The organism is Devosia rhizoryzae (assembly GCF_016698665.1).
Classification (GTDB): Bacteria; Pseudomonadota; Alphaproteobacteria; order Rhizobiales; family Devosiaceae; genus Devosia; species Devosia rhizoryzae.
This window is the reverse complement of the sequence record NZ_CP068046.1, coordinates 2,065,668-2,090,497: the sequence shown is the minus strand read 5'-3', so window position 1 is coordinate 2,090,497 and position 24,830 is coordinate 2,065,668. Positions and strand designations below refer to the sequence as shown.

The following is a 24,830-nucleotide window of genomic DNA, read 5'->3' as shown; positions in this document are numbered from 1 at the left end:
CTTTCCGTCTCGTTCGTTTCAAGCAGCCGGCAGGACAATCGGCTCGATAGCACGCAAAGCCTCTGCAGCAGCGGCCTCGGCGACGGTCAAGTCGTAGAGCCCCTGCATGTTGATCCAGAATTCCGGTGTCATGGAAAAGAACCGTCCCAGCCGCAACGCTGTATCCGGTGTGACGCCGGTTTCTTCGCGGACAAGTCGTTCGATACGGGTGCGCGGCACACCAAGACGGGCAGCGAGGGCGTAGGAAGTCAGGCCCAGCGGCTCCAGAAGTTCCTCGCGCAGATACTCACCGGGATGAACTGGTGGTGTGATCCTGATGGTCATCGATACATCCTCTCAATGATAATCCACGATCTCGACATCTTCCGCGCGCCCGTCCGCCCACCGGAAACAGATGCGCCATTGGTCGTTTACACGGATGGAGTGTTGACCTGAGCGGTCGCCGGTTAACGCTTCCAGACGATTACCCGGAGGTACGCGGAGATCAGCCAAAACAGTGGCTGACGCTAACGCCGCCAGCTTGCGCTGAGCCGATCGAAGGACCTCGCAAGGAAAGCCCTTCGGACACTCTCCCGCCGATACGGCTTGCGCGAATTTGCCTTTGAAAGATGCGATCACGGTCAACCCGCAGGCCATTGGGTGATATACGTATCACGAATTGATACGTGGGTACCAGTACGTATGGTTAGTAGCGGAACTGGTCATCGCAAGAGGATTTGCGGCGTTTGACTAATTACCCAAAGGATTTCGCCTGGGCTAGCCAGCCTTGGTCTTTCTCCGTGACACGACGATCTCCTCGATCCGCCGCGGCCTTAGTCCCTGCGGGTCGACGCCGACGTCGAATTGACGCGTGACCGGGGTCAGCTTGCCGTGTGAATGGCCGTGGAGGTTGATCGACTTTTTGCCAATCTGGTTCCAGGTTCGGAATGGGTAGTGGCAGAGGATAAAGAGTTGCCCGTCGATACGCATTTCCCGGTAGTGCTGCAGGCTGGCCCAGCCTTTAGCGGAAAGCGTCGGCTCCGGATCGTTGTTGCCGATGACCAAGTGCTTGGTGCCGTGGAGCTGCGCCAGGACCGCCTCGACCTCCTCGGTCGTGCCGCGCGCGAAATCGCCCAGGTGCCAGATCTCGTCTTCGGGTGCGACGAGCGCGTTCCAGTTCGCGATCAGGGCCCCATCGTGTTCCGCCATGTTGGCAAAGGGGCGGCGGTCGATCTTGAGAACACGGGAATCGGCAAAATGCGTGTCGCTGGTGAACCAGAGAGTCATCGGCTGCGCCCGAACAGCCGCTCGATGTCGCCCTTCTTGAGCTCGACATAGGTCGGGCGGCCGTGGATGCACTGGCCCGAATGGGGCGTGGCTTCCATGTCGCGGAGCAACGCGTTCATCTCGTCGACGCGAAGCCGCCGGCCCGAGCGCACCGAGCCGTGGCAGGCCATGCGGGCGATAATGGCCTCCATGCGGTCGGAGAGGGCCGCGGTGCTGTCCCATTCGGCAAGGCCATCGGCAAGATCGCGGACGAGGCCGGCAATGTCGGTCGTGCCAAGGAGGGCCGGTGTCTCGCGCACGGCGATGGCGCGGGGGCCGAAGCGATCGAGGTAAAGCCCGAAGCGCTCGAGTTCGGGCGCGGCTTCCTCGAGGCGCCCGCAATCCTCTTCGGGCAGCTCGACGATCACCGGGATCAGCTGCCTTTGGCTCGCGACGGGGCCGGACGCCATCTGGGCCTTGAAGCGCTCATAGACCAGCCGTTCATGCGCGGCGTGCTGGTCGACGAGGAGGAGCCCGCCGCCATTTTGCGCGATGATGTAGTTGTCGAACATCTGCGCCCGGGCCGTGCCGAGCGGATAGTCGGGGACGTCGCCCACTGGTTCGAAGCGCTCGACGCGGGCGCTGGGTTCGGCGAAACCCTGCAGCTGTTCGCCTGGCGCCAGGCGGGCGATCGGTGTCGCTTGTGGCTCCCAGCCGCTGCGCGCCGGTGTTTCGGCCATTTCCGGCGCCTTGAAGGCTTCAATTATGTCTTCGGCGACCGTGGTCGAAGCTTTGAACCCTGCTGCGGCGAGGGCCTGTCCGATCGCGGTGATCACCGCGCCGCGCAGGGCGCCCTGGTCGCGGAAGCGCAGTTCGGCCTTGGCTGGATGGACGTTGACGTCGACCTCGGCCGGGTCGATGGCGACATAGAGCGAGACGACCGGAAAGCGGTCGCGGAAAGTGTAGTCGGCATAGGCCGCGCGCACGGCGCCGACCAGCACCTTGTCACGGACCGAGCGGCCGTTGACGAAATAGAACTGCGACAGCGAATTGGCGCGAGTATAGGTCGGCAGCCCCGCCATGCCGGCAACGACGATGCCATGCCGCTGCGTTGCGAGCACGACGGCGTTTTCGACAAAATCGGCGCCCATGACCTGGCCGAGCCGGGCCTGTAGCGCGCCTTCGCCGACGGAAGGCCAGTTGCTCGCCGTGCGGTCCGTGCCCTCGAGCACGAAATGCACCTGCGGATTGGCCATGGCGAGGCGCTTGACCACGTCGGTGATCGCGGCGCCTTCCGCCCGGGCGGATTTGAGAAATTTGCGCCGCGCCGGCACCTGCGCGAAGAGGTCGCGTACTTCGATCACCGTGCCACGGTTCATCGCCTGCGGCATGGGGCCGGAGCGGCGCCCATTGTCGACGACCAGCACCAACCCGCTCTCGGCATCGGCGGTTCGCGAGGCCACCGAGAGCCGCGCGACCGACCCGATCGAGGCCAGCGCCTCGCCGCGGAAGCCAAGGGTGCGGATATCGTCGAGGTCGTCCATGCTGAGCTTGGAGGTGGCGTGCCGTTCAACCGACAGCAAAAGATCCTGCCGATCCATGCCGTGGCCGTCATCGCTGATGCGGATCAGGTCCATGCCGCCATTGGCGGTGGTGACGACGATGCGCCGCGCGCCGGCATCGATTGAGTTCTCGACCAGCTCCTTGACGACGCTGGCGGGCCGCTCCACCACTTCGCCGGCGGCGATGCGGTTGATCAGGTCCTCGGGTAGTTGGCGTATCGGCAAGGGCGACTCTCCTGGGTCACCAATATAGGGCAGGGGCGGCGCTCTTCCCACTCCGGTGGTTGACCCACGCCCGGATTCCCGCTTGAGCTAAATCATGAGCGTCACCCATCCATCCCACAAGGCGAGCTGGACCAGCCGCGCCAATGCCCTTTGGGATGTGACGGCGCATCATTTCTCCATGCCCGGTCTCTTGCTTGGCGCCGTGGCATTCACGCTGTCGCTTACGCCTTCGCTCCTGCCGCGCACCGAAAGCGTCCAAGGCATTCTGTCCGGCTGCTGCTTTGCCGTGGGTTATGGCGCGGGCAATCTCGGCCACTGGCTCTGGGGCTTTTTGGGCCTCAAAGTGCCACCGGGGCGGGTCACCCGCATCCTCGGGGCGCTGGTTGCGCTCCTCGCGCTTGGCCTCGTGCTGCTCGGATTGAGCTATTCGAGCCTTTGGCAGAACTCCGTGCGCGCCGTCATGGGCCTGCCGCCGGTCGATGGTTTCCAGCCTTTGGTGATCGCTGCCGTGGCGCTGCCGATCGCTGCGGCCTTGATGGTCTTGGGCAAGCTCCTGGTGACGCTGATCCGCCTGGTTTGGCGCTGGCTTGCGCCATTGTTGCCGCCGCGTGCCGCTGCGGTCCTCGCCACGGTTCTGGTGGCGATCGTGGTCGGATCGCTGGTCAACAATCTTTTCTGGCGCAATGCCCTACGGGCCGCCGATGCCTTTTACCAGGGCCTCGATGAACTGGTCTCGACCGACCAGGAGCCGCCTTCGCTCTGGTATGAAAGCGGCAGCAGCCAATCGCTGATCGATTGGGAAACCATCGGCAGCGACGCGCGACCCTACCTTCGCACCCGCCAAACCGCAGAGGCTATATCCGCGCTAACGGGCAAGCCTGCGATCGAACCGCTCCGCACCTATGTCGGCCTGCGCTCCGCCGAAACGCCGGAAGCCCGGGCGGCGCTGGCGCTGGCGGAGCTGCAGCGCATCGGCGCCTTCGAGCGCTCCGTCCTAGTCCTCATCATGCCGGTGGGCACGGGCTGGGTCGATCCAGCGGGCATCGACACGCTCGAACTGCTGCATGGCGGCGATGTCGCCAGCGTTGCCGTGCAATATTCCTATCTCACCAGCGCGCTGTCGCTGCTGGTCGAGCCCGAATATGGCGCCGAAACCGGGCAGGCGCTGTTCAACGCCGTCTATAATTTCTGGACGCAACTGCCGCGCGATGCGCGCCCGCGCCTCTATCTTTATGGCTTGAGCCTCGGCGCGCTCGCGTCGCAGAACTCGACCACGGTCTACAATGTCCTAGCCGATCCGTTCCAGGGTGCGCTTTGGGCAGGCCCGCCATTTTCCAGTCCGGTCTGGAGCCGGATGACGGAGGGACGCCAGCCCGGCACGCCCTATTGGCTGCCGCGCTTCGGCAATTCGTCGTCCATCCGCTTCATGAACCAATCCGGCGCCGAAGGCTGGGACGCGGTGGCGTGGGGGCCGATGCGTATCGTGTTTCTCCAATATGCCAGCGACCCCATCGTCTTTTTTTCCTTTGCCGCCGATTGGCAAAAGCCGGCCTGGCTCGATTGGCCGCGCGGGCCCGACGTCTCCCCGGCGCTCAACTGGTATCCGCTCATCACCTTCCTGCAACTGGCGCTCGATACGGCGCTGGCGCAGACCGCGCCGCTCGGCTACGGGCACAATTATGCGCCCGAGCACTATATCGATGCCTGGATGGAAGTGACCCAGCCTCAGGGTTGGACGGCAGCGGAAATTGGGGCCTTGAAAGCTGCTATAGGCACCGAACGTTATGCTGCGGGTGAGCCATGACCGAAAGCCCGATGGACCTTGCCCTGCGCCTTGCCCAGGAGGCCGCCGATGTCGGCGAGGCGCCGATCGGCGCCGTGATCATGGACGGCACGCGCATCCTGGCCGCTGACCGCAACCGCATGCAGGCGCTGCGCGATCCGACGGCGCATGCCGAAATGCTGGCGATCCGCGCTGCCTTGGCGACACGCAATACCGGCCGCCTCGATGGCTGCGACCTCTACGTGACGCTCGAGCCCTGCGCCATGTGCGCCGGAGCCATAGCCCACGCCCGCCTGCGCCGTGTTTACTTTGCCGCCGAGGACATCAAGGCCGGCGCCGTCGAGAACGGCATCCGCCTGTTTGATCAGCCGACCTGTCACCACCATCCGGAGGTGATCGGCGGGGTTTCGGCGGGCAGGGCAGAGGCGATGCTGACGGCGTTTTTCAGGAAGCTGCGCTAAGGCCCCCTCACCCGCCGCTTCGCGGCGACCTCTCCCCCGAAGGGAGGGGTGGGTGCTCAACGGTCGCGCAGCGACACCTCTCCCCATGGGGGAGAGGTCGGCCGAAGGCCGGGTGAGGGGGCCTTCAATGAGCCCAAGGATCCTCCACCATCGGCCATATGTTCCTTGGCGCTTTGCGATAATCCGTTTCGGCCGGCCGGTTCGGATAAGGCTTTCCAGCCGAGCAATAAACGATCTCCGACGCGATCCTCGAAAACGAATCGTAGAAGTGATTGGTCGACTTGATCAGCAGCACCTTGCGCAAAGTGGGATCGATTCCCATCACTGAAAAAAGGCTTGGGTCGAAGCTTTGCGCCCGGGTCGAATTGAGGATGACGTCGATGCCGTCAAAGCTTACCCAGGCGGCGTCGCCGAAGGGCGCAAAGCTTTCGCCAAAGCGCATTTCGGCGTTGTTGCGCAGCGCTTTGACCGTCACCACGGCGTCAATCGAATTGCCCGTCATCGGCGCCGATTTAGCGCCGAAGCGCAACGGGATCTGCGCGCCGACGCCGGCCGCAAAACAGATCTGCACGGCGATCGGGTCCCAGATCGTTCCCACCGCCACATCCTGGACGCCGCGCCGGATCAGCTCGCCGAGGATAACCGTCGCGTCCCCCGCCGTGCCACCGCCCGGATTGTCCCATACATCGGCGATCACCACCGGCCCGCGCGGCGCTGCGATGGCGGCGTCCACCGCGGTCTGCTCGTCGACTTGGCTGACCATGAACGTGCCGCGCATGGCAAAAAGCTCGCGGCCGAGGCGCTCGGCGAGCGCCCCGCCAAGTTCGGGCTGATTGTCGGTCACGGCGATGACCTTGGTGCCCATTTCCGGCACGTCGCCGGCCATGAAACCGTGCACGACCGAGAGCGACAACAGGCCCGGCTCGCTTTGCTCGAGCGCGAAAAGCCGGTCGACAAAGCCGCGCATCGGTTGCTTTGAGGTCGGGAATACATCGATCATGCGGCAATCGAAGACGCTCATCACCGGCCGCACCTCGCCCCTTAGCGTCCGTGCCGCAATATTCCAAAGATCGCGCGCCCGATCGACGAAATCAGTATGGGGAAATTCCTTGAAGTAGACAAAGAAGTCGGCGGCCGCCGCACGCTTCCCGGTAAGGTGGCTATGCGGATCGAGTTCCGCGCAGACCAGCACGTCTGGCCCGACGAGGGCGCGCACGCGTGTCAGGATGTCTCCCTCCGCATCGTCATAGCCCTGCGCCACCATCGCGCCATGAAGCCCGAGGACCACGGCATCGACCGGCATCGCCGCTTCGAGCTGGCCCAGGATTTCGTCGCGCAGCTCTTCATAGGTTGCCCGCGCCACCAGCCCCGCCGGATCGGCCCAGCTGGCTGTTCCCTCGATCAAGGTCCAGCCTTCTCGGGCGCAGACTTCGCGACCCACCGTAATCGGCGCCGTGCAGAGTGTCGGCGTCGCCGGATGCTGGCCCGGCTTGGCATGAAGCGATGCCTCGAAGGCGCGCTTGTCGACGGCAATGGGGGAAAACGTATTGGTCTCAGTGGCGAGGGCGGCAGTGAAAATGCGCAAGGGGCACCTTTTTCTTGTGCCCGCACGCTACACGACCCCGGCGCCACGATCACGTAAGAAATTTTCATGTTTTGCATGCCCACTTGCCAGATATACGCCTTTTCGCTCTACAATGGCTCAACAAACGAAATTTACTTTCAGGAGCAGGCATGCCGATCATCCGCTATGGCGCAGAAAAGTCCGGGGCCGGTGGCCAGAACCTTCCCTTTGCGCGTGCCGTCGAAGCGGGTGGCTGGCTTTATGTTTCAGGCCAGGTGCCAATGAAGGACGGCGAGATCGTCGGCACCGGCATTATCGAGCAGACCCATCTCACCATCAAAAACGTCATCGCCATTCTCGAAGAAGCCGGTTTTGGCCTCGAGCATGTCGTCCGCTGCGGCGTCTGGCTCGACGATCCGCGCGACTTCTGGAGCTTCAACGCCGTCTACAAGAGCTATTTCGGCGAGCACCCGCCGGCCCGCGCCTGCGTGCAGAGCCATATGATGGTCGATTGCAAGGTCGAGATCGACTGCGTCGCCTATAAGGGTCCGTAAATGCATTTGGGGCTGGAAGGCAAAAGCGTTCTGATCACTGGCGCTGGCGGCGGCATCGGCCGCGCGCTGGTGCAGGCATTTCATGCCGCTGGCGCCAGGATCATCGCGGCCGATCGCGAGCCGATCATCGAGCTATCGGCCTCCCGCGAGCTAGTCTTCGACCAGTCCGATGCCGAGGCGACGCGCGCCGCGGTGCTTGCCGATATCGCGACGCATGGCGCCCCCGACGTGGTCATCGCCAATGCCGGCTTCACCCGCGCCGAACATCTGGGCCAGCTCGATGATGCGGTTTGGCAAAGCGAAATGGCGATCAATCTCAACGGGGCTTATGCCCTAGTCGATCCGATCAGCAAGGCCATGGCCGAGCGCGGCTCCGGCACTGTCGTTTTCATTTCCTCGGTCAATGCCTTCCAGCATTTCGGCAATCCGGCCTATTCCGCCGCCAAGGCGGGCCTCGTGGCCTATGCCAAGGCCATCGCCGTGGAGTTGGGCGGCCGCGGCGTGCGCGCCAATGTGGTCGCGCCCGGCTCGGTTCGCACCCCGGCCTGGGACCATCGGCTCGAAGGCGATCCGCGCCTCCTCGACAAGGTGTTGCCGCACTATCCCCTAGGCCGCATGGTCAGCCCCGAGGAAGTCGCCAATACGACGCTGTTCCTTGCTTCCGACGCCGCCTCCGGCATTACCGGCGTCACCGTGCCTGTCGATGCCGGGCTCCTTGCCGGCAACCTCCGCTTCGTCGATGAAGTGCTCAGAGCGCAATGACCCAGTTTACCGATATAGACACGCCCGCCGTCCTCATCGATCTCGATCGCTCCGAGGCTAATCTCAAAAAGGCACAGGCGGCGGCCGATGCGGCAGGGATTGCCTTGCGCCCGCATATCAAGACGCACAAGCTTCCCCTTTTTGCCAAGCGCCAGGTCGAACTGGGCGCCGTCGGCATCACCGTGCAAAAGCTGGGCGAAGCCGAGGTCATGGCCGATGCCGGTCTCAACGATCTGCTTCTCACCTTCAACATCATCGGCGCCGCCAAGCGCGCGCGCCTCAAGGCGCTGCATGACCGCGTCACCATCCGCACCGTTGCCGACAGCGCCGAAACGGTTGCGGGTCTGACGGAAACCTTCGCTGATCCCGGCCACAAGCTGGGCGTGTTCGTGGAATGCGACACCGGCATGGGGCGCTGCGGTGTGCAGTCGGCGCAGGCGGCATTCGATCTGGCGCGCATCATAGCGAGCCACCCCGGCCTCCACTTTGCCGGGCTGATGACCTATCCCGCCGCGGGTAAATATCGCGAGGCGGCCGCGTGGTTGGCAGACGCCAAGGCCTTGTTCGAGGCGGCGGGCGTCGACCTCCCCGCCATCACCACGGGCGGCACGCCGGATATCGGCCATATGGCCGAGGCCGGTCCCGCCACCGAATACCGGCCGGGCACCTATATCTATATGGATCGCTCGCAAGTGGCCGCCGGCGCCGCCACCTTCGAGGATTGCGCGCTGACCGTGCTCGCCACAATCGTCTCGCGGCCGACCGAAAACCGCGCCATCATCGATGCGGGCTCCAAGGCACTGACCAGCGACCTGCTCGGTCTCGTCGGCCATGGCCATGTCGTCGAATATCCCGACGCCAGGGTTGTCGGTCTCAGCGAAGAACACGGCACGATCGACGTTTCCGCCTGCGCGCAAAAGCCCAGGATCGGCGATGTCATCCGCATCATCCCCAATCACTGCTGCCCGGTGACCAACCTTTTCGACCACGTTCATCTCATCCGCGATGGCGCGCTGGTCGAAACGGTCCCCGTTGCGGCGCGGGGCAGGGTGGACTAGCCATAGGGGATGCGCATCCTCGATACCCACCTGCACCTGATCTATCCCGACCGGCTAAGCTATGAGTGGATCGGGCCGGGCCACAAGCTCAACAAGCCCTGGACCGCCGAAGCCTATTTCGCCGAGGCCAGGGCGCTGGGCATCGAATCGGCGCTCCATATGGAAGTCGATGTTGCCGAAGCCGATATCGAGCGAGAAACGGCCTTTGTCGTAGGCCTTCCCGGCATCGTCGGCGCCGTCGCGGCCTGCCGCCCGGAAGGCGAGAATTTTGCCGCACTGCTGGATCGCACGCTCGATGCAGGGGGCGGCAAGGTAAAGGGCTTGCGGCGCATTCTTCATGAAGTGCCGGACGATGTTAGCCTGGCGCCGATCTTTGCCGACAACCTCAAGCGCCTTATTCCGCTGAACCTGACCTTCGATCTATGCCTCCGTGCCGACCAGCTTCATCTGGGCGTGCGGCTGGCGAAGCTTTTGCCGGAGTTGCAGTTCGTGCTCGATCATTGTGGCAATCCCGACATTGCGGGAGAGGGGCTCGACCCCTGGCGCACGGCGCTGGCCGAGGTCGCGGCGCTGCCAAATGTCGCCGGTAAGGTCTCGGGCCTCGTCAACCATTGCGCGCCCGGCTGGGACGCCGAAACGCTGCGCCCCTATATCGAGCACATGATCGAAAGCTTTGGCTGGGACCGCGTCGTCTGGGGCTCCGACCATCCGGTCGCGACGACGACGGGCGGCACGCTGACCGACTGGGTCAATGCGGCCCGGGCGGTCGTGGCGAAGGCCAGCGACGACGAACAGGCCGCACTTTTTCATCGCAATGCCGAGCGCATCTACTGGGTCTGACCCAAGGAGAACCAAATGGCCGCCGACAATCGCATCGCCGTCTCCACCTGGTCGCTGCACCGCCTCCTCGGCACCACCTATCCGCATGATCTTTCGACCGATGCGGTGAGCGATGGCGAGGACACCTATGGCGAGGGCGACGAGTCGCTCTTGGGCCTGCCCTCGGTGCTGGCGAACCACGGCTACCACCGGCTCGAGATCGTTTCCTTTCACCTGCGCAGCCGCGATCCCGTCTACCTTGCCGAACTGCGCAACCAGCTCGATACAGCGAAGGTCACGCTGCAGACGCTGCTGATCGACGCGGGCGATATGACCGATCCGGTCAATGGCCAGCGCGACACGCGTTGGATCGCCGGCTGGCTCGAGGTCGCGCATCAGCTCGGCGCCGAGAATGCCCGGATCATCGCCGGCAAGCAGCCTTATTCGCCCGAGGCGCTGGCCCGGTCCGTCGCTGGATTTCGCGAATTGCTGGCCGTCAATGCCGGCTCAAAATTGCGCCTCGTCACCGAGAATTGGTTCGACCTCCTGTCGACGCCGGCGGCCGTGCACGAGCTGCTCGACCGGCTGGAGGGGCAGGTCGGCCTGCTTGCCGATTTCGGCAACTGGAAGGGCGCCGACAAATATGCGGGCCTCGCCTCGATCTTCCCGCGCGCCGAACTTTGCCACGCCAAGACCGATTTCCCCGCCGGGGCCCTGGATGAAGCCGACTACGGCCAGTGCGTCGGGATTGCCGAAGACGCAGGCTATAGGGGGCCGTACACGCTGATCTTCGACGCCGATCACCCGAGCGAATGGCATGGATTGGCCGAAGAGCGCGACTTTATACGCAGCCGCATCAGCTGATTTGATCTCCGCGGAAGCGATCTATTAAGGCCGATCGTCCGATGATGGCGGCCATGACAAAGGCGCGCCCCAAATCTTCGGCACCAGGCGAGCAGCAGCAGACCTCCACGGTCGAGGCGCTGACGCGCGTGCTCGACACTGCACCCGTTGGCATGGTCGTCGCCACGACCAAGGGCGAGCTGATCTATTCCAATCGGGCAATTGAAGATCTTCTCGCGATCGAGAAGGTGACCGAGCAGCCGCGCAAACTGATCGACCTTGTTCCTCTTGAAGAACAAGTCGGCCTCCGCCTCCAGTTCGATCGCCTGGCGCGCGGCGAAGTCACGACCTATCGGGGCGAGCACCGCTTCTGCCATGCCGATGGGCATCCGATCTGGGTGATGCTGGCCGCCTCCCGCTTCCCGGGCGTGACCAGCGGTGCGGACTACATCACCGTGCAGCTCACCAGCATCGAGCTCCAGAAACGGGCCGAGGAAGCGCTCGCCTATTCGGAAAGCCGCTGGAACAATGCGCTGGAAAGCGCGCGCCAGGGTGTGTGGGACCACGACCTTCGCCGCAATACCATGTTCTACTCGCGCATGTGGCGCATCATGCGTGGCATTTCGCCCGAAGAACAGGTCGATGGCGACCGCGCGTCGTGGCTGGCGCGGGTGCATCCCGATGATCGCGATCGTCTGGTGATGGAAGCGGACCGGCAGCACCAGGGCGACAAGAATTTTGAGGCGCTCGAATATCGCGAGCAAACGCGCAACGGCGGCTATATCTGGATCCTGAGCCGCGGCGGCCCGATCGAATGGGACGAGCATGGCAATCCGACGCGCACCGTCGGCACTGACACCGATATTACTCTCCTCAAGACGGTCGAGCAGGATCTTGCCGCTGAAAAAGAGCGCTTGCGCCTGACGCTGCAATCCGTTGCCGATGGCATGATCTCCGCGAACTCGCGAGGCTATATCGAGTTCATGAACCCGGCCGCCGAGCAGCTGACCGGCTTCACGATTGGACAAGCGCGCGGTATGGCGGTCAACCAGGTCTTCCGCATCCATAGCGAACGGACCGGCCAGGTCATCGATTGCCCGGTCTGGTCGTGCTTCGAGAATGATCAGCCGGTGCGGGTCGATGATGACGCCATCCTTACCAATCGCGATGGTTCGGTGCGGGACGTGCGCTGCACGGCCGCTCCCGTCCGCACCGATGGCGGTTCGCGGGCCGGCGCCGTCCTCGTCTTCCAGGACGTGTCGCAGAGCCGCATGATGCAGCGTCAGCTGGCCTACTCGGCGAGCCACGATGCCTTGAGCGGGCTGACCAACCGAGCATCGTTCGAGCAATCGCTGGAACGCGTCATCGCCGCGTGTCGGCATCAGGATCGAACGGCTTGCCTCGTCTATATCGATCTCGACCACTTCAAGCCCGTCAACGATACCGCGGGTCATGCAGCAGGCGACGCGCTGCTGCGGCAGGTGGCGAGCACTCTGCGCGACACGTGCCGCAGCCACGACGTGGTCGCGCGCATCGGCGGGGACGAATTTGTGCTCTTGCTGGAGGGCACATCCCTCGCCGATGGCATGCGCGTGGCCGAGAAGGCCGCGCGCGGCATTGCGGCTTTGCTGTTCAGCTGGGCTGGCCGGGAATATCGAGTCGGCGCCAGCGCCGGCGTTACGACGATCGGTCGGGACCCCGCGTCACCACTGGGTTTCATGGGTGAGGCCGACGCGGCCTGCTATGCGGCCAAGGCCGAGGGCAGGGGACGGGTCGTCGCCTTCTCCTCCATGCTTACCCGTAATAAACGCTGATCCGCTGGCCGCCGATCTCGTGCACGGCGATTTCCATTTCATAGATATCGGAAAGCACCTGCGCCTGGATCATCTCCGCCGCCGGGCCCTGCGCCGCCACGCGTCCATCCTTCATCGCGACGATATAGTCCGAATACCAGCCGGCAAAGTTGATGTCATGCAGCACGAGAACCACGGTTTTGCCCAGCTCCACCGCGGCGCGCTTCATCAGCTTCATCATGGCGCTGGCATGCTTCATGTCGAGGCTGTTGAGCGGCTCGTCGAGCAGCACGTAATCGGTGTCCTGCGCCAGCACCATTGCGACGAATGCGCGCTGCCGCTGCCCGCCGGACAGCTCGTCCAGGAACCGCTCCGACAGGGCTTGGAGGTCGAGATACTCAATCGCCCGCTCGATATGTTTTTTGTCGTCGATCGTCAGCCTGCCCTTGGTATAGGGGTAGCGCCCGAAGGAGACGAGATCGCGCACGGTGAGCCGGGCGGTCATGTGATTGTCCTGCCGCAGGATCGACAGCCGCCGCGCCAGCTCGTCGCTCGGCGCCTTGCTGACATCGAGCCCGCCCACCGTCACCGTGCCCGCATCCATGGCCATGAGGCGGCTGACCATGGAGAGGAGGGTCGATTTGCCCGCGCCATTGGGTCCGATGATCGAGGTAATCCCGCCCTTGGGCAGTTGCAGCGACACGCCGTCGACCACGCACGCGGCGCCATAGCTTTTCGAAACATTGCTGGCGACGATCATCGCGCGGACCTTCTGAGGACGAGGAAGATAAAGACGGCGCCGCCCAAAAACTCGATGATGATCGACAGCGCCGTGTCGAAAGCGAACACCCGCTCCAAAAGCGTCTGCCCGCCTACCAATGCCAAGATGGCCAACAGCACGGCAGCAGGCAGCACATAGCGGTGCTTGCTCTGTCCGATCAGGCCATGCGCCAGCGTTGCGACGAGAAGGCCGAAAAAGGTGACCGGGCCCACCAGCGCCGTCGACACGGAAACAAGGATTGCCACCAGGACGAGAATGATGGCCACGGTGCGCTTGTAGTCGACGCCGAGGTTGATCGCATGCGCCCGTCCGAGCGAGAGCACGTCAAAGCTGTGCATCAGCCGAAAGCCCACGACACTGACGGCGAGAACGATCACCGTGGAGATGCCTAGCAGCGTCGGATCGGTGGTCGCAAAGCTGGCAAACATCGTGTCCTGCAAGACGTTGAAGGCGCCGGGATCGAGCATGCGCTGCATCAGGGCGCTTAGCGAGCGGAACAGGATGCCGAAGATGATGCCGACGAGCACGAGGAGATGGAGACTTCGCTCTTCGCCCAGAAACAGCCAGCGGAAAAGCAGGCCCGATAAAGTGACCATGGCCAGCACTTCGACCACGAATTGCAACTGGCTATCGATGGAGGTGAGAGCGCCGACGCCAAGGAAGAACACGACCGAAGTCTTGATCAGGACATAAAGCGCATCGAAGCCCATGATCGAGGGCGTCAGGATGCGGTTGTTGGTGACGGTCTGGAACAGCACCGTCGACACGGCGACTGAATAGGCGACGAGCAGGAGCGAGAGCAGCTTCTTGCCGCGGAAACCGAGCACGAAGCTCCAGTTGCCTTTGGCGCCCAGGGTCATAAAGAGCGTGATGGACAGGAGAGCCAACAGGGCCAGCGCCAAGAGGACGATCACCGGCCTTGAAGACCTCATGGTGAGCTTGTCGAACCACGAGGTCGAGCGAGTGGAGGCTTTGGTGCCACGACCTTGTCCTTCGACAAGCTCAGGATGAGGTCTACTGGAAAACTTATGCTGCATGGCGCGGCGTCCGCAGCAGCAGATAAAGGAAAACGGCCGCGCCCACGACACCCATGACGACGGCGATCGGGATCTCATAGGGGAAGCGGATCAGCCTTCCGACGATGTCGCAAGCCAGGACCATGGCCGCGCCGCCGACGGTCACCCAGGGCACGGTGCGCCGCATGTTGTCGCCGACCATGAGGCTGACGATATTGGGCACGATCAGTCCAAGAAATGGGATCGAGCCGACCGAAACCAGCACTACGGCGCTGACCAGCGAGACGATCACCAGCCCCAGTGTCATGACGCGCTTGTAGTTGAGGCCCAGATTGGTGGTGAAATCCTTGCCCATGCCGGCAACGGTGAAGCGATCAGCAGCCACATAGGCGAGGACGCAGCAGACGAGCCCGATCCACAAGAGCTCGTAGCGCCCGCGGATGACGCCGGAAAAGTCGCCCATGTTCCAGGCAAGGAGCGACGCCATGAGGTTGACGCGATAGGCGATAAAGGCCGTCAGCGCGCCGATCACCCCGCCCAGCATGATGCCGACCAGCGGCACGAGGAGCACGTCGCGTAACGGCACAGCTTTGAGGATGCGCAAGAAAAGCGCCGTGCCGCCCAGCGCGAAAAGGGCCGAAACGGCCATTTTGGCCATCAGCGGCCAGCCCGGCGCAAGCAGCGTCACGGTGAGAAAGCCAAGAGCGGCCGATTCGCTGGTGCCGGTGGTGGAGGGCTCGACGAAGCGATTACGGACGACCATCTGCATCACCAATCCGCCAATCGCCATCGACGCCCCGGCCAAAACCAATGCCAGCGTCCGCGGCACCCGGCTGACGATAAAAACCTCGACCGCCCGCGGCTCCGCCGTTCCCGCCAGAAGAGCAGGCAGCGACACATCGCTGACGCCGACGAAGAGGCTGACAAGGGCGAGGAGGGCCGTGACGAGGATGGCGAGAAGAAGCGGCAAAGTAGGGGCCTAATAGACCTGCTCGTCCGACAGACTATCGGCTCGTGCCCACCCTCCCCCTTGAGGGGAGAGTACCGAAGCTAGGCCAAGGCCGTAGCGGAGGTGGGGAGGGGGTGGTTCTGTAATCCACTACACGACCCCCTCCCTCGATCCCTCCCCTCAAGGGGGAGGGAGGCGCAAGACCAATCGTCCCGGCAAGCGGGCAGTTGTAAATCAGCCGTTCAGACCTTCCAGAACCTGGTCCAGCAGCAGCATGACGCCCTGGTAGCCGTGCATGGAAATGTAGCTGGCCTGCGGATCGAGATAAACGATCTGGCCTTCCTTGGCTGCCGTGGTCTGGTTGAAGAGCTCGTTGTCGAGCAGCGCTTCGGCCGAGCCGGCATTCTCGCCGGTGCCGGCGTCGCGATCGACCACGAAGACCCAGTCCGGGTTCACTTCGAGCAGGAATTCGAACGAGACGGCATCGCCGCCATGGTCGCCATCGGCCACGTCGGCCAGCGCCGACGCCATGCCGACATTGTTGTAGATCCAGCTGACGCGCGAATCGGGGCCATAAACGCCGAGCTTGCCGGCATTGGTGACCAGCACCAGCGCAGTGCCCTTACCTTCGGCCGCGGCTTTGACTTCGGCCAGCTTGGCATCGAGTTCGTCATTGAGCGCCGTCGCGTGGTCGGCCATGTCGAAGATGTCGCCGAGCTTAACCATATTGGCTTTGACGCCGGCGACGATATCGGTGTTATCGACCGAAAGGTCGATGGTGGGGACGATGTCCTTGGAGGTTTCGAAGGCCGCTGCCGAACGGGCGGCAACGAAATAGACGTCGGCTTCCGCCGCGGCGATGCCTTCGAAATCGGGCTCGAACAGCGAGCCGATCTGGATGGCGTCGGCCGGGATCTGGTCGGCGAGATAAGTCGGCGCATTGGAGGAGGGCACGCCGGCGACCGCGACGCCCATGGCGCTGAGGTCATCGAAGACGGCCCAATCCTGGACCAGCACTTTTTCGGGCACGCGGGCGATCGTCACGTCACCCTGGGGGGTGGAAATCACCTTGTCCTGGGCAAAAGCCGGGGTCAGAGACAAGGCGCCGACAAGGGTGGCGAGGAGGGCGGTGGTGCGGAAAAGCGCGCTCAAGCGAGTGCTCCTAAGGAAATTGCGGGAGGCGCCGAAATGGTGACAGCGCGTGTCCGTTTTCCTAGCCGTGCGTTCACGCGGCTGTCAAAAAGAAAAGCTGAGACCTATTGTCCTGTTATCTACACGCTCGGAAGATAAGTTTCGCTGGCGAGCGCCATGAAACTTTTCATCGCGGCCGAAAGCGGGCTCGATTTGCGGCGCGCCACCAGCAATTGCCGCATGGCCCAGGGCTCGGCCAGGGGAGCGCAGACAAGGTCCGTGCCAGCGAGGAGATGAAGACTCGTCGACCTGAGAAAGCCGATGCCGAACCCGGCTTCCACCATGCGCACCAGAGCAGGGAAGCTCTCGACGCGCAGGCTTTCCGTCAAGGCGACGCCGCTTTTTTCCGCCGCTTCCACGAGGAGGCGGTTGAGCGAGCCGGCGTGGTGGATGCCCACGATCGCATGGGGCAGCACCGCATCGAAGGGCAACGATTTGCGCGGCTCGATTTGAGCCGCCAAAGGATGTTCGGGCGGCACCAGTACCCATACCCGCTCGTCCTCGAAGGGGCGGATATCGAAGCGGGAGAAATCGTAATTGTCGGAAACGATGGCGACATCCGCCTGGCCTTCGTCCAGCGCCAGAAGCGCCTTTGCCGCCCCCATTTCGCTGATGGCAATGTCGATGCCGTGATGCTTGCCGGCGAACTTGGCCAGAAGCTCCGGCAGGCGCCCGGTAAGGGCAGAACTGGTGCAGGCAAGGCGCAGGCTTCCGCGCTGCCCGGAGCCGAAATCGTCCATGATGGCATCAAGATCGGCGATCGAGCGCAACACGGTGCGGCAACCGCCGGCATAGGCCTCGCCAGCCGTTGTCAATCTCACGCCGTGAGCCGAGCGGTCGAACAGAACGACGCCCAGACGCGCTTCGAGGTCGGACACGCGGCGACTGACCGCGGAGGAGGCGATGCCCTCACGCTCCGCCGCCCGCCCGATCGATCCGGTCTCGGCCAAAAGCAAAATCAGGCGTGCAGTAACGCTGTCGAACGGTGCCATTCGGGCACCATACTCATTGCATGCCCGCGAGCAAGCTCAAGCCGCGCAGGAGATAATAGGCGCCGATCACCGTAACGATCCAGCGCGTCCATTTGCGGAAGCCGACATCGGTCAGCCGCTGCAAGAGGTGATAGCCAAGATTGGTGCCAGCGACCGCAAAGGGCGCTGCTATCAGCACCATCACCCAGTCGCCCCAGGCCATGGCGGTGGCGAGGGTGGAGTAGAACACGACCTTGACCCCGTGCGAGATCACCTGCGTCGCAGCCTTGGTGGCGATCACCTTGCGCCGGTCCATTTCGGTGCGGATGAAAAAGATGTCGACCGTGGGGCCCGAGACGCCGACCGCCAGGTTGAGGCCGCCCGCGAGAAAGCCGCAGAAGAAGGCGTGCACCGGCTTGGTGGCGTCGAGCGACAGCCAATGCTTGGGGATCCAGACCAGGATCGGCATCAGCCCGATGGCGATGCACACCGTGGCAAGATCAGGCGTATAACGCAGGATAAACAGAGCGATCGCGGCAGCTGCCAAGCCGATGCAGATAAAGCCCAGCGCAGGCCAATCGATGAATTCGCGCGAGAACCACGCGCGCGATCCATTGGCGACGATCTGGATCGCTCCCTGAACGGCAATCGCCGTCGCGACGGGCAGAATCGTCAACAGGATCGCCAAGAGGATCAATCCTCCCGCCATGCCGAAAACGCCGGAAAGCGTGGACGTGAGGAAGACCGCAAGGGCGACCAGCGCCGGAACAACAAAACCAATCATGGACCTCCCATGCGCCTTGCCAGGGCAAAGCGCTACCGCGACTTAAGCAAGGGGCCATGCTGGGAGCGGCGCACCACAGCCGAAAAGGTTGCACGCGCCGAGGCCGATCTTTCCCCACTTTTCATCTTGAATGGCAGACGCAATCGCTCTTTTATGACAGTTGCGAGTTTTGATTTGCCCGATCGCCGGCCGACGGTTCTCCCGCCTTCCCCTCGGGCTCCACAATTTATGTCTGGATAGTTCCTTGATCACGCTCAAGGCTGGCCGCGATCGTTCACGCGGCGATGCACTTGCCCATGTCGCCGCCGCCCATCGGGGCAGGGGACAAAGCCCGCTCAGGCGTATCACCGCCTATTCGCTGCGCCACTACTGGCAGGCGAGCTTGGCCATCGGCGCCACGATCATCGCCTCGGGTCTGCAGCTGATGATCCCGCGCCTGCTCGGGCACGCTGTCGATCAGGCGCAGACAACGCTGACCGTGGCGGGAGAAGGTGCACAACAGGCGCTGATCTGGACCGCCCTGACGCTGCTGATTGTCTCCGTCGCGCGCGGTCTTTTCACCCTGGTGCAGAACTTTTACTCGGAAGCGGTGGGCCACCATGTCGGCTACGAACTGCGCCTCGCCTTCTACGACAAGGTCCAGCGTCTCTCCTATTCCTACCACGACCGCATGCATTCGGGCGATCTGATCACCCTGGGCCTCCTCGATCTCGATGGCCTGCGCATGTTCTTTTCGACCGGCTTCATCCGCACCATTCTGCTGACGGTGCTGATCGGGGTTGGCGCCTATATGCTCTTGAGCACCGATGTCCTGCTCGGCCTCCTGGCCCTGAGCTTCGTGCCTTTCGTCGCCTGGCGCTCTTCTGTCGCTCAGTTGACCCTGCGCAAGACCTGGCTGGTGCTGCAGGAACGCCTCTCCGTTCTCACCCGCGTCATGGAAGAAAATCTCGGCGGCATTCGCGTCGTCCGTGCCTTCTCCGGCCAGAAGCATGAGCTCGAAAAATTCGAAACGGCCTCCAAGTCGGCGCTTGAACTTGCGCATCAGCGCGTGCTGGTTCGCGTCAAGAACACCTCGATGATGACCTTCTCCTTCTTCGCCGCCATGGGCCTCGTGCTCTGGTTCGGTGGGGTCAAGGTCATCGCCGGTGAAATGAGCGTCGGCACGCTCGCTTCTTTCCTGACCTTCATGACCATCCTGCAGATGCCGGTGCGCCAGCTCGGCCTCATGGTCAATTCCTTCGCTCGCGCCTCCACTTGCGGCACCCGTTTCTTCGCTTTCCTCGATGCGCCCATTGACATCGAAAGCAAGCCGGAAGCGGCACCACTCAAGGTCAAGGAGGGCACGCTGCGCTTCGAAGACGTTCACTTCACCTATCCTGGCGCTTCGCACCCCACGCTCAACGGCATCAGCTTCGAAGCCCATGCCGGCCAGACCATCGGCATCGTCGGCGCGCCGGGTTCAGGCAAATCGACCCTCGCCCACCTGATCCCGCGCTTTTACGACGTGACCGCCGGGCGCATCCTCATCGACGGGCAGGACGTGCGGGACGTCACGCTGCAGTCGCTCCGCCGCTCGGTTGCCGTGGTGCAGCAGGACACGTTTCTTTTCACCACCACTATCGAAAACAACATCGCCTATGGTGACCCCTGGGCCAAGGAACGCAAGATCGAGCGCGCTGCCGAAAGCGCCCAGCTCCATAACTACATCATGGGCCTGCCGGCCGATTACAGCACCGTTGTCGGCGAGCGCGGCGTCTCCCTTTCCGGCGGCCAGCGCCAGCGCCTGTCCATCGCCCGCTCCTTGGTTCTGAAGCCGGCGGTGATGGTGTTCGATGATTCCACGGCTGCCATCGACGCGGGCACCGAGCACCGCATCCGCTCCGCCATCCGCCGCTATGCCAAGGACCGCGTCACGCTTGTGATCGCCCACCGCCTCTCTTCGTTGATGCATGCCGATTTCATTCTCTTCCTCGAAGACGGCCGTATCGTTGAACAGGGCTCGCATGCCGAACTTCTGGAACGCGGCGGCAAGTACCGCGCACTTTACGATCTCCAGACCCGGCCGGCCGACGACCTGGAGGCTGCGGAATGAGCGTTATGGAAGAAGACGAACGCGAGGCCGCAGCCTTTCCCGGTCAGCGCCCGCCGCGCGCCTCGGTCGGCTCGCACCGCATCGAGGAAGAGGTCTTCGGCAAGGCCTATGATCCGCAAACGGTGCGCCGCATCTGGGCCTACGTCCACCCCTACCGGCATAAGATCTACCTGTCGGTTGCTGCCGTCCTGATCTTTACCGCCACCCAGCTCGCCATCCCGCTGATCATCGGCAATGCCATCGACACGGCTCTTGTGGCGGGCGGCGACACCACAAATCTGCTGCGTGCCATCATCGCCTTTGCGGTCGTTATCACCGTCAACTTCGCCGCATCCTGGATCCAGGAATCGCAAGTTGGTCAAGTGGCCGAGAACGTCCTCTTCGACATGCGCCGCGCCATGTTCGCGCAGCTGCAGCGCGTCTCGCTAAGCTTCATGGACAAGACCGAAGTCGGCCGCCTGATGAGCCGGCTTCAGGGCGACGTCAATTCTATGCAGGAATTTCTCGAAACCTCGGTGGTTTCGGTCGGCGACATCGTCCTTCTCTTCGGCATCATCATGGTCTTGCTCAGCCTCGACCCCTGGCTTGGCCTCCTGACGCTGATCACCATGCCGATCCTTTTTATCATCCGCATCTTCTGGCTGCCGCCGGCCAAGCGCGCCTTCTGGGCGGCGCATGAAACCAATTCGCTGACCGCCGGCGCCATGGCCGAAGGCATCAATGGCGTTCGCACCGTGCAGAACCTTGATCGCCAGAAGGTCAATTTCGACCTCTACGACGACAAGGCTTATGACAACCTCCGCACCCAGCTGACCGGCTCGAAGTTCGCCCAGGTCATGGTGCCGATCGTCGACTCTCTCACCGGCATCTCCATGGCCACGGTCATCGTGGTGGGCGGCTCGCTGGTGCTCAATGGATCGCTGCAGGTCGGCGTCATCGTCGCCTTCCTCTTCTACATCCAGCGTTTCTTCGACCCGATCCGCTCGCTGACCATGCAATATTCGATCATGCAGCGCGCGATGACCTCGGGTCGCCGCATCACCGAAGTGCTCGACCTGCCCGTGGTGATCGACGACAAGCCCGGCGCCGTTGTCCTCACCTCCGACATGGACGGCTCGGTCGCCTTCAACGACGTGACCTTCGGCTATGACCCGGCGCGCCCGGTGCTGAAAAACGTGTCCTTCCGCGTCAATCCGGGCGAAACCGTCGCCCTGGTGGGTCCGACCGGATCGGGCAAGACCAGCGCCATGTCCCTGGTCCACCGCTTCTACGAAGTGCAGGGCGGGGCCGTCCTTGTCGGCGGCCACGATGTGCGCAACGTCACCCAGGAATCGCTGGGCGAACAGGTCGCCATGGTGCTGCAGGAGCCGTTCCTTTTCACCGGCACAATCTATGAGAACATCCGCTACAACAAGCAGTCCGCCACGCTCGACGACGTCATCGCCGCCGCCAAGGCGGTTGGCGCGCACGACTTCATCTCCCGCTTCCGCAATGGCTACGACACAATCCTCGAACAGCGCGGCTCCAACCTGTCGCTCGGCCAGCGCCAGCTCCTGAGCTTTGCGCGCGCCCTCGTCGCCGACGCCAAGATCCTCGTTCTCGACGAAGCCACCGCCAATATCGACAGCTATACCGAGCGGCAGATCCAGAAGGCGCTCGAAATCCTGCTCGAAGGCCGCACCGGCATGGTGATCGCCCACCGTCTTGCCACCATTCGCGGCGCCGACCGCATTATCGTGCTGCAGAATGGCGAGAAGATCGAGGAAGGTAACCACGACCAGCTCATGGAACTGGGCGGCCTTTATTCGCGCCTCTACAACATGAATTACGCCAGCTTCGACGACATTCCCGATGAGCTCGTAACGCAGGCAAATGCCAGGGCAGCGAGCACTTAGCTTGCCGCAACCACCGGCTGTCACCCCGGCGAAGGCCGGGGCCCATCTTGAGATCTCAGGATGGATCCCCGCCTGCGCGGGGATGACATCGTGGGTGGGACGCAATCTCTGATTGTACGCACAAAGGCATGCTAGGGTGGCCCGTCCTCCGGAGCCATCCATGCGCCTCGCCCTTGCTCTCCTGCCCCTCCTCGCCACGCCCGCCCTTGCCGATGCCGTCACCTATCGCGGCACCGTCGGCAGCCGCGACGTCGTCATCGAACTGACCGAGCCGAGCGACGGCCCCGTCGTTGGTCGCTTCGCCTTCATGGATGAAGGCAAATCCGTGCCGCTCCGGTCCGAGGCGAACACCGACACGAGCTTTCTCTTAAGCGAAGAAGGGCTCTGCACCCCTGACATCTGCACCTTTGCAGACGACGGCACCGTCACCGGCGTGCCCACCGTCGCCGAGTGGCAGCTGACGCTGGACGGCTCGACCCTCACCGGCACGCGGAGCGGCACCGGCAAGAGCAAGGAGCAGGCCATCGCCGCGGAGGAAATCGGCCGCCGTTCCTTATCCGGCGAGGCGACAACCATCGCCCTGCGCGAAAACATCTACGATAGCCTTTTTGCCGATGTCGGCCCGTTGGACCCGGCCAAGGTCCCATATGAACTTGCGGTGGCTGATGGACCTTTGGTCGAGGACAGGCGTTTCGTGCTCGGCGATGCCGTCGTCTCGATGAAGATCGATCCGCGCACCGAGTTTGCCTTTCCCCATGTCCTCAGCTTCGTCACCCGGGCCGATGCCGCCCCGATCGAGGCTATTCTTGGTAACGAGCATGCGGGCCTATCCATCTCGGCGCTCGATTGCCTCTCGTCGGGCTATGTCGGCTTCGGCGCCAACGAATGGAGCCTCGATCAGGCTTCGCTCGGCGGCTATAACGAAGAAAACGTCGTCCTCACCTATGCCAGCCCGCGCCTTGTTAGCTGGTATCAGGCGGGAAGCCTTTTTTGCGGCGGCGCCCATCCCTACAATCACATCGACAGCTACACCTTCGATGCCCAAACCGGCGGTCTGCTCGACTTCTCGCGCATTTTTTTGGGCTGGGTCCCCGTCGATTTCGAAGACAACGTCGTCGATCTCGAAACCGCCCGCGCCAATCCCGACGAGATCATCTGGCAGCCCGATGACGCGCTGATCGCCTTCGTGCGCGAGCACCTGCCGCCGGAGCTCGCCACCGACGATCCCGAGCTCGACGAAGCCTGCTACAGCGAAGACGCCATCCGCGGCCAGCTCGATTTCCGCTTCGAAGAGGGCCCAAACGTTGTTTTCACCGGCAGCGGCTTTCCGCACGTCATCGGCGTCTGCAACGGCGACCTCTTCTCAATGCCCCTCGCCGAGCTGGGCGACCTGCTGACGCCGGAGGCCATGACTTATTTCGCAGATTAGTCGGCGGTTAGGTCGGGGTAGATTAGCTGTGAGCACTGCCGATTATTGCGATCGAGCGTCGCCTGATCTTCGGCCGTAACGATCCCGGTAAACACCTGCTCCCAGAGATCGTCACGCTCGATGCCTTCAAGCCCGCACTGGCAATAGGTGGCGCAAAGCGCAGCCGTCGTGCCCGAGGCTTCGCAGCTCGATTGGCAGGAGCGGAGGAAGTCGATCTCGCGGCCCGCCTCCTGCGTGCCCATGGCCATCGACAGCGGCATGATGATCGCGAGCAGCAGCGGCTGGTGCACAAGGTAGATGACGAGGCTCCACCGCCCCATCCAGGCGAGGGTTCCCGCCAAGCGGTTGCGCGGCTGGATGGCTGCGAGTTTTCCGAGCCATGCGGTTTGCCGAACAATCCGCATGGCAAGCACGCCCAGCAGCACGACGCCAAGCCAGGGGAAAAGCGGCACGAGGTCGTTGGTGGGCGGCGGCACGACCCAGAAGCCGAGCCAGGAAAAGATGCGCTCGTTAAAGAGCGGGTCTGTAAGAAAGAAGGGCAGGGCGATGATCACGGCCGCCACCAGCCCCGTCAGCCAAAGCGGCGTGACAAGGAATGGCAGCGCGAGGAGGCTCGTCGCTGCAATCGCATGCAGCACGCCAAAATAAACAAAGCTTTCGGTGAAGGTGAACCAGGTCGAAACCGTGATGATCAGCGCGCCGCCGACCACGAAAGCCCAGCGCTTCCAGAAGGAAGGCCAGCGCACGCCATCGCCATGCCCCAGCACCAGCCCAACGCCGACCAGGAACATGAAGGCGGACAGGATGGTCCGCGCGAAGAGGACCCAGCCCGGGTCGAAGCCGACATCCACCGGGATGAAGCGGTAAAAGGATACGTCCCAGGAAAGGTGGTAGATCGCCATGGCGATGATGGCAACGCCGCGGGCGATGTCGACAATGAGGAGGCGCGGGCGCTTCGAATTGGTGGTCTCGGTCAAACTTCGCCCCTCGTCTGGCGGCTCTGTGCGACAGACCCCCACCCAACCTCCCCCTGAAGAAGGGGGAGGAGCACGT

Annotated in this window: 23 protein-coding genes; 11 read left to right on the top strand and 12 right to left on the bottom strand. The window is 63.3% G+C overall.

The features are described 5' to 3' along the window. Positions 1 to 18: 18 nt before the first annotated feature. The 4 genes from JI748_RS10410 to mutL all read right to left on the bottom strand — a co-directional run bounded on the left by JI748_RS10410 (position 19) and on the right by mutL (position 3,032). A complete protein-coding gene (locus JI748_RS10410) occupies positions 19 to 324 on the bottom strand; it encodes a HigA family addiction module antitoxin (protein WP_201630145.1) in 306 nt (101 codons plus the stop codon). 12 nt (positions 325 to 336) lie between these two features. Further along, on the bottom strand, positions 337 to 636 hold the full coding sequence (locus JI748_RS10405) for a type II toxin-antitoxin system RelE/ParE family toxin (RefSeq protein WP_201630143.1): 300 nt from the start codon (positions 634 to 636) through the stop codon (positions 337 to 339). 120 nt (positions 637 to 756) lie between these two features. Next, positions 757 to 1,266, bottom strand: a complete 510-nt coding sequence (locus JI748_RS10400; RefSeq protein WP_201630134.1) for a metallophosphoesterase family protein — start codon at positions 1,264 to 1,266, stop codon at positions 757 to 759. Beyond that, on the bottom strand, positions 1,263 to 3,032 hold the full coding sequence (gene mutL, locus JI748_RS10395; RefSeq protein ID WP_201630132.1) for a DNA mismatch repair endonuclease MutL: 1,770 nt from the start codon (positions 3,030 to 3,032) through the stop codon (positions 1,263 to 1,265). Before mutL ends, JI748_RS10400 begins: the two co-directional genes overlap by 4 nt. Before the next feature lie 94 nt (positions 3,033 to 3,126). Here mutL and JI748_RS10390 point away from each other — a divergent pair, with 94 nt between their 5' ends. After that, positions 3,127 to 4,836, top strand: a complete 1,710-nt coding sequence (locus JI748_RS10390; protein ID WP_201630125.1) for an alpha/beta hydrolase — start codon at positions 3,127 to 3,129, stop codon at positions 4,834 to 4,836. After that, positions 4,833 to 5,276: a nucleoside deaminase gene (locus JI748_RS10385; RefSeq protein WP_201630119.1), complete on the top strand. Its 444-nt coding sequence runs from the start codon at positions 4,833 to 4,835 to the stop codon at positions 5,274 to 5,276. The genes JI748_RS10390 and JI748_RS10385 overlap by 4 nt, the downstream gene beginning before the upstream one ends. 124 nt (positions 5,277 to 5,400) lie before the next feature. Here JI748_RS10385 and JI748_RS10380 read toward each other — a convergent pair whose 3' ends face one another. Further along, entirely contained in the window at positions 5,401 to 6,861 is a 1,461-nt protein-coding gene (locus tag JI748_RS10380) for a M81 family metallopeptidase (RefSeq protein WP_201630118.1), read from the bottom strand. A 149-nt stretch (positions 6,862 to 7,010) separates the two neighbouring features. Here JI748_RS10380 and JI748_RS10375 point away from each other — a divergent pair, with 149 nt between their 5' ends. From JI748_RS10375 to JI748_RS10350, 6 genes are read left to right on the top strand one after another with little or no spacing between them, the layout of a single operon-like run. Then, positions 7,011 to 7,394, top strand: a complete 384-nt coding sequence (locus tag JI748_RS10375) for a RidA family protein (RefSeq protein WP_164533593.1) — start codon at positions 7,011 to 7,013, stop codon at positions 7,392 to 7,394. Continuing rightward, positions 7,395 to 8,156, top strand: coding sequence for an SDR family oxidoreductase (locus JI748_RS10370; protein WP_201630117.1), 762 nt, complete (start codon positions 7,395 to 7,397; stop codon positions 8,154 to 8,156). After that, positions 8,153 to 9,214: a D-TA family PLP-dependent enzyme gene (locus JI748_RS10365; RefSeq protein WP_201630116.1), complete on the top strand. Its 1,062-nt coding sequence runs from the start codon at positions 8,153 to 8,155 to the stop codon at positions 9,212 to 9,214. The genes JI748_RS10370 and JI748_RS10365 overlap by 4 nt, the downstream gene beginning before the upstream one ends. A gap of 9 nt (positions 9,215 to 9,223) precedes the next feature. Then, positions 9,224 to 10,054: an amidohydrolase family protein gene (locus JI748_RS10360; RefSeq protein WP_201630115.1), complete on the top strand. Its 831-nt coding sequence runs from the start codon at positions 9,224 to 9,226 to the stop codon at positions 10,052 to 10,054. Positions 10,055 to 10,069: 15 nt separating this feature from the next. After that, a complete protein-coding gene (locus tag JI748_RS10355) occupies positions 10,070 to 10,897 on the top strand; it encodes a sugar phosphate isomerase/epimerase family protein (RefSeq protein ID WP_201630114.1) in 828 nt (275 codons plus the stop codon). A gap of 53 nt (positions 10,898 to 10,950) precedes the next feature. Next, entirely contained in the window at positions 10,951 to 12,690 is a 1,740-nt protein-coding gene (locus JI748_RS10350) for a diguanylate cyclase (RefSeq protein WP_201630113.1), read from the top strand. On the opposite strand, the gene JI748_RS10345 is transcribed toward JI748_RS10350, so the two are convergent. The 6 genes from JI748_RS10345 to JI748_RS10320 all read right to left on the bottom strand — a co-directional run bounded on the left by JI748_RS10345 (position 12,671) and on the right by JI748_RS10320 (position 18,361). Continuing rightward, positions 12,671 to 13,429, bottom strand: coding sequence for an iron ABC transporter ATP-binding protein (locus tag JI748_RS10345; protein ID WP_201630112.1), 759 nt, complete (start codon positions 13,427 to 13,429; stop codon positions 12,671 to 12,673). The two genes, JI748_RS10350 and JI748_RS10345, sit on opposite strands and share 20 nt — an antisense overlap. Then, a complete protein-coding gene (locus tag JI748_RS10340; protein WP_201630111.1) occupies positions 13,426 to 14,382 on the bottom strand; it encodes an iron chelate uptake ABC transporter family permease subunit in 957 nt (318 codons plus the stop codon). The genes JI748_RS10345 and JI748_RS10340 overlap by 4 nt, the downstream gene beginning before the upstream one ends. A gap of 94 nt (positions 14,383 to 14,476) precedes the next feature. Then, a complete protein-coding gene (locus tag JI748_RS10335) occupies positions 14,477 to 15,436 on the bottom strand; it encodes an ABC transporter permease (RefSeq protein ID WP_201630110.1) in 960 nt (319 codons plus the stop codon). 213 nt (positions 15,437 to 15,649) lie between these two features. After that, the gene (locus tag JI748_RS10330) at positions 15,650 to 16,567 is read right to left on the bottom strand and encodes a siderophore ABC transporter substrate-binding protein (protein ID WP_201630109.1); all 918 of its coding nucleotides are present in this window, start codon (positions 16,565 to 16,567) and stop codon (positions 15,650 to 15,652) included. Between the two features lie 119 nt (positions 16,568 to 16,686). Beyond that, a complete protein-coding gene (locus JI748_RS10325; RefSeq protein ID WP_201630108.1) occupies positions 16,687 to 17,598 on the bottom strand; it encodes a LysR family transcriptional regulator in 912 nt (303 codons plus the stop codon). A gap of 13 nt (positions 17,599 to 17,611) precedes the next feature. Beyond that, the gene (locus JI748_RS10320) at positions 17,612 to 18,361 is read right to left on the bottom strand and encodes a sulfite exporter TauE/SafE family protein (protein ID WP_201630107.1); all 750 of its coding nucleotides are present in this window, start codon (positions 18,359 to 18,361) and stop codon (positions 17,612 to 17,614) included. 244 nt (positions 18,362 to 18,605) lie between these two features. Between JI748_RS10320 and JI748_RS10315 the strand changes: the two genes are divergently transcribed. From JI748_RS10315 to JI748_RS10305, 3 genes are all read left to right on the top strand, one after another. Beyond that, the gene (locus JI748_RS10315) at positions 18,606 to 20,453 is read left to right on the top strand and encodes an ABC transporter ATP-binding protein (protein ID WP_201630106.1); all 1,848 of its coding nucleotides are present in this window, start codon (positions 18,606 to 18,608) and stop codon (positions 20,451 to 20,453) included. Next, positions 20,450 to 22,348: an ABC transporter ATP-binding protein gene (locus JI748_RS10310; protein ID WP_201630105.1), complete on the top strand. Its 1,899-nt coding sequence runs from the start codon at positions 20,450 to 20,452 to the stop codon at positions 22,346 to 22,348. The genes JI748_RS10315 and JI748_RS10310 overlap by 4 nt, the downstream gene beginning before the upstream one ends. A gap of 160 nt (positions 22,349 to 22,508) precedes the next feature. After that, a complete protein-coding gene (locus JI748_RS10305) occupies positions 22,509 to 23,777 on the top strand; it encodes a hypothetical protein (RefSeq protein WP_201630104.1) in 1,269 nt (422 codons plus the stop codon). Here JI748_RS10305 and JI748_RS10300 read toward each other — a convergent pair. Next, positions 23,774 to 24,754: a DUF1624 domain-containing protein gene (locus JI748_RS10300; RefSeq protein WP_201630103.1), complete on the bottom strand. Its 981-nt coding sequence runs from the start codon at positions 24,752 to 24,754 to the stop codon at positions 23,774 to 23,776. The two genes, JI748_RS10305 and JI748_RS10300, sit on opposite strands and share 4 nt — an antisense overlap. Positions 24,755 to 24,830 lie beyond the last annotated feature (76 nt).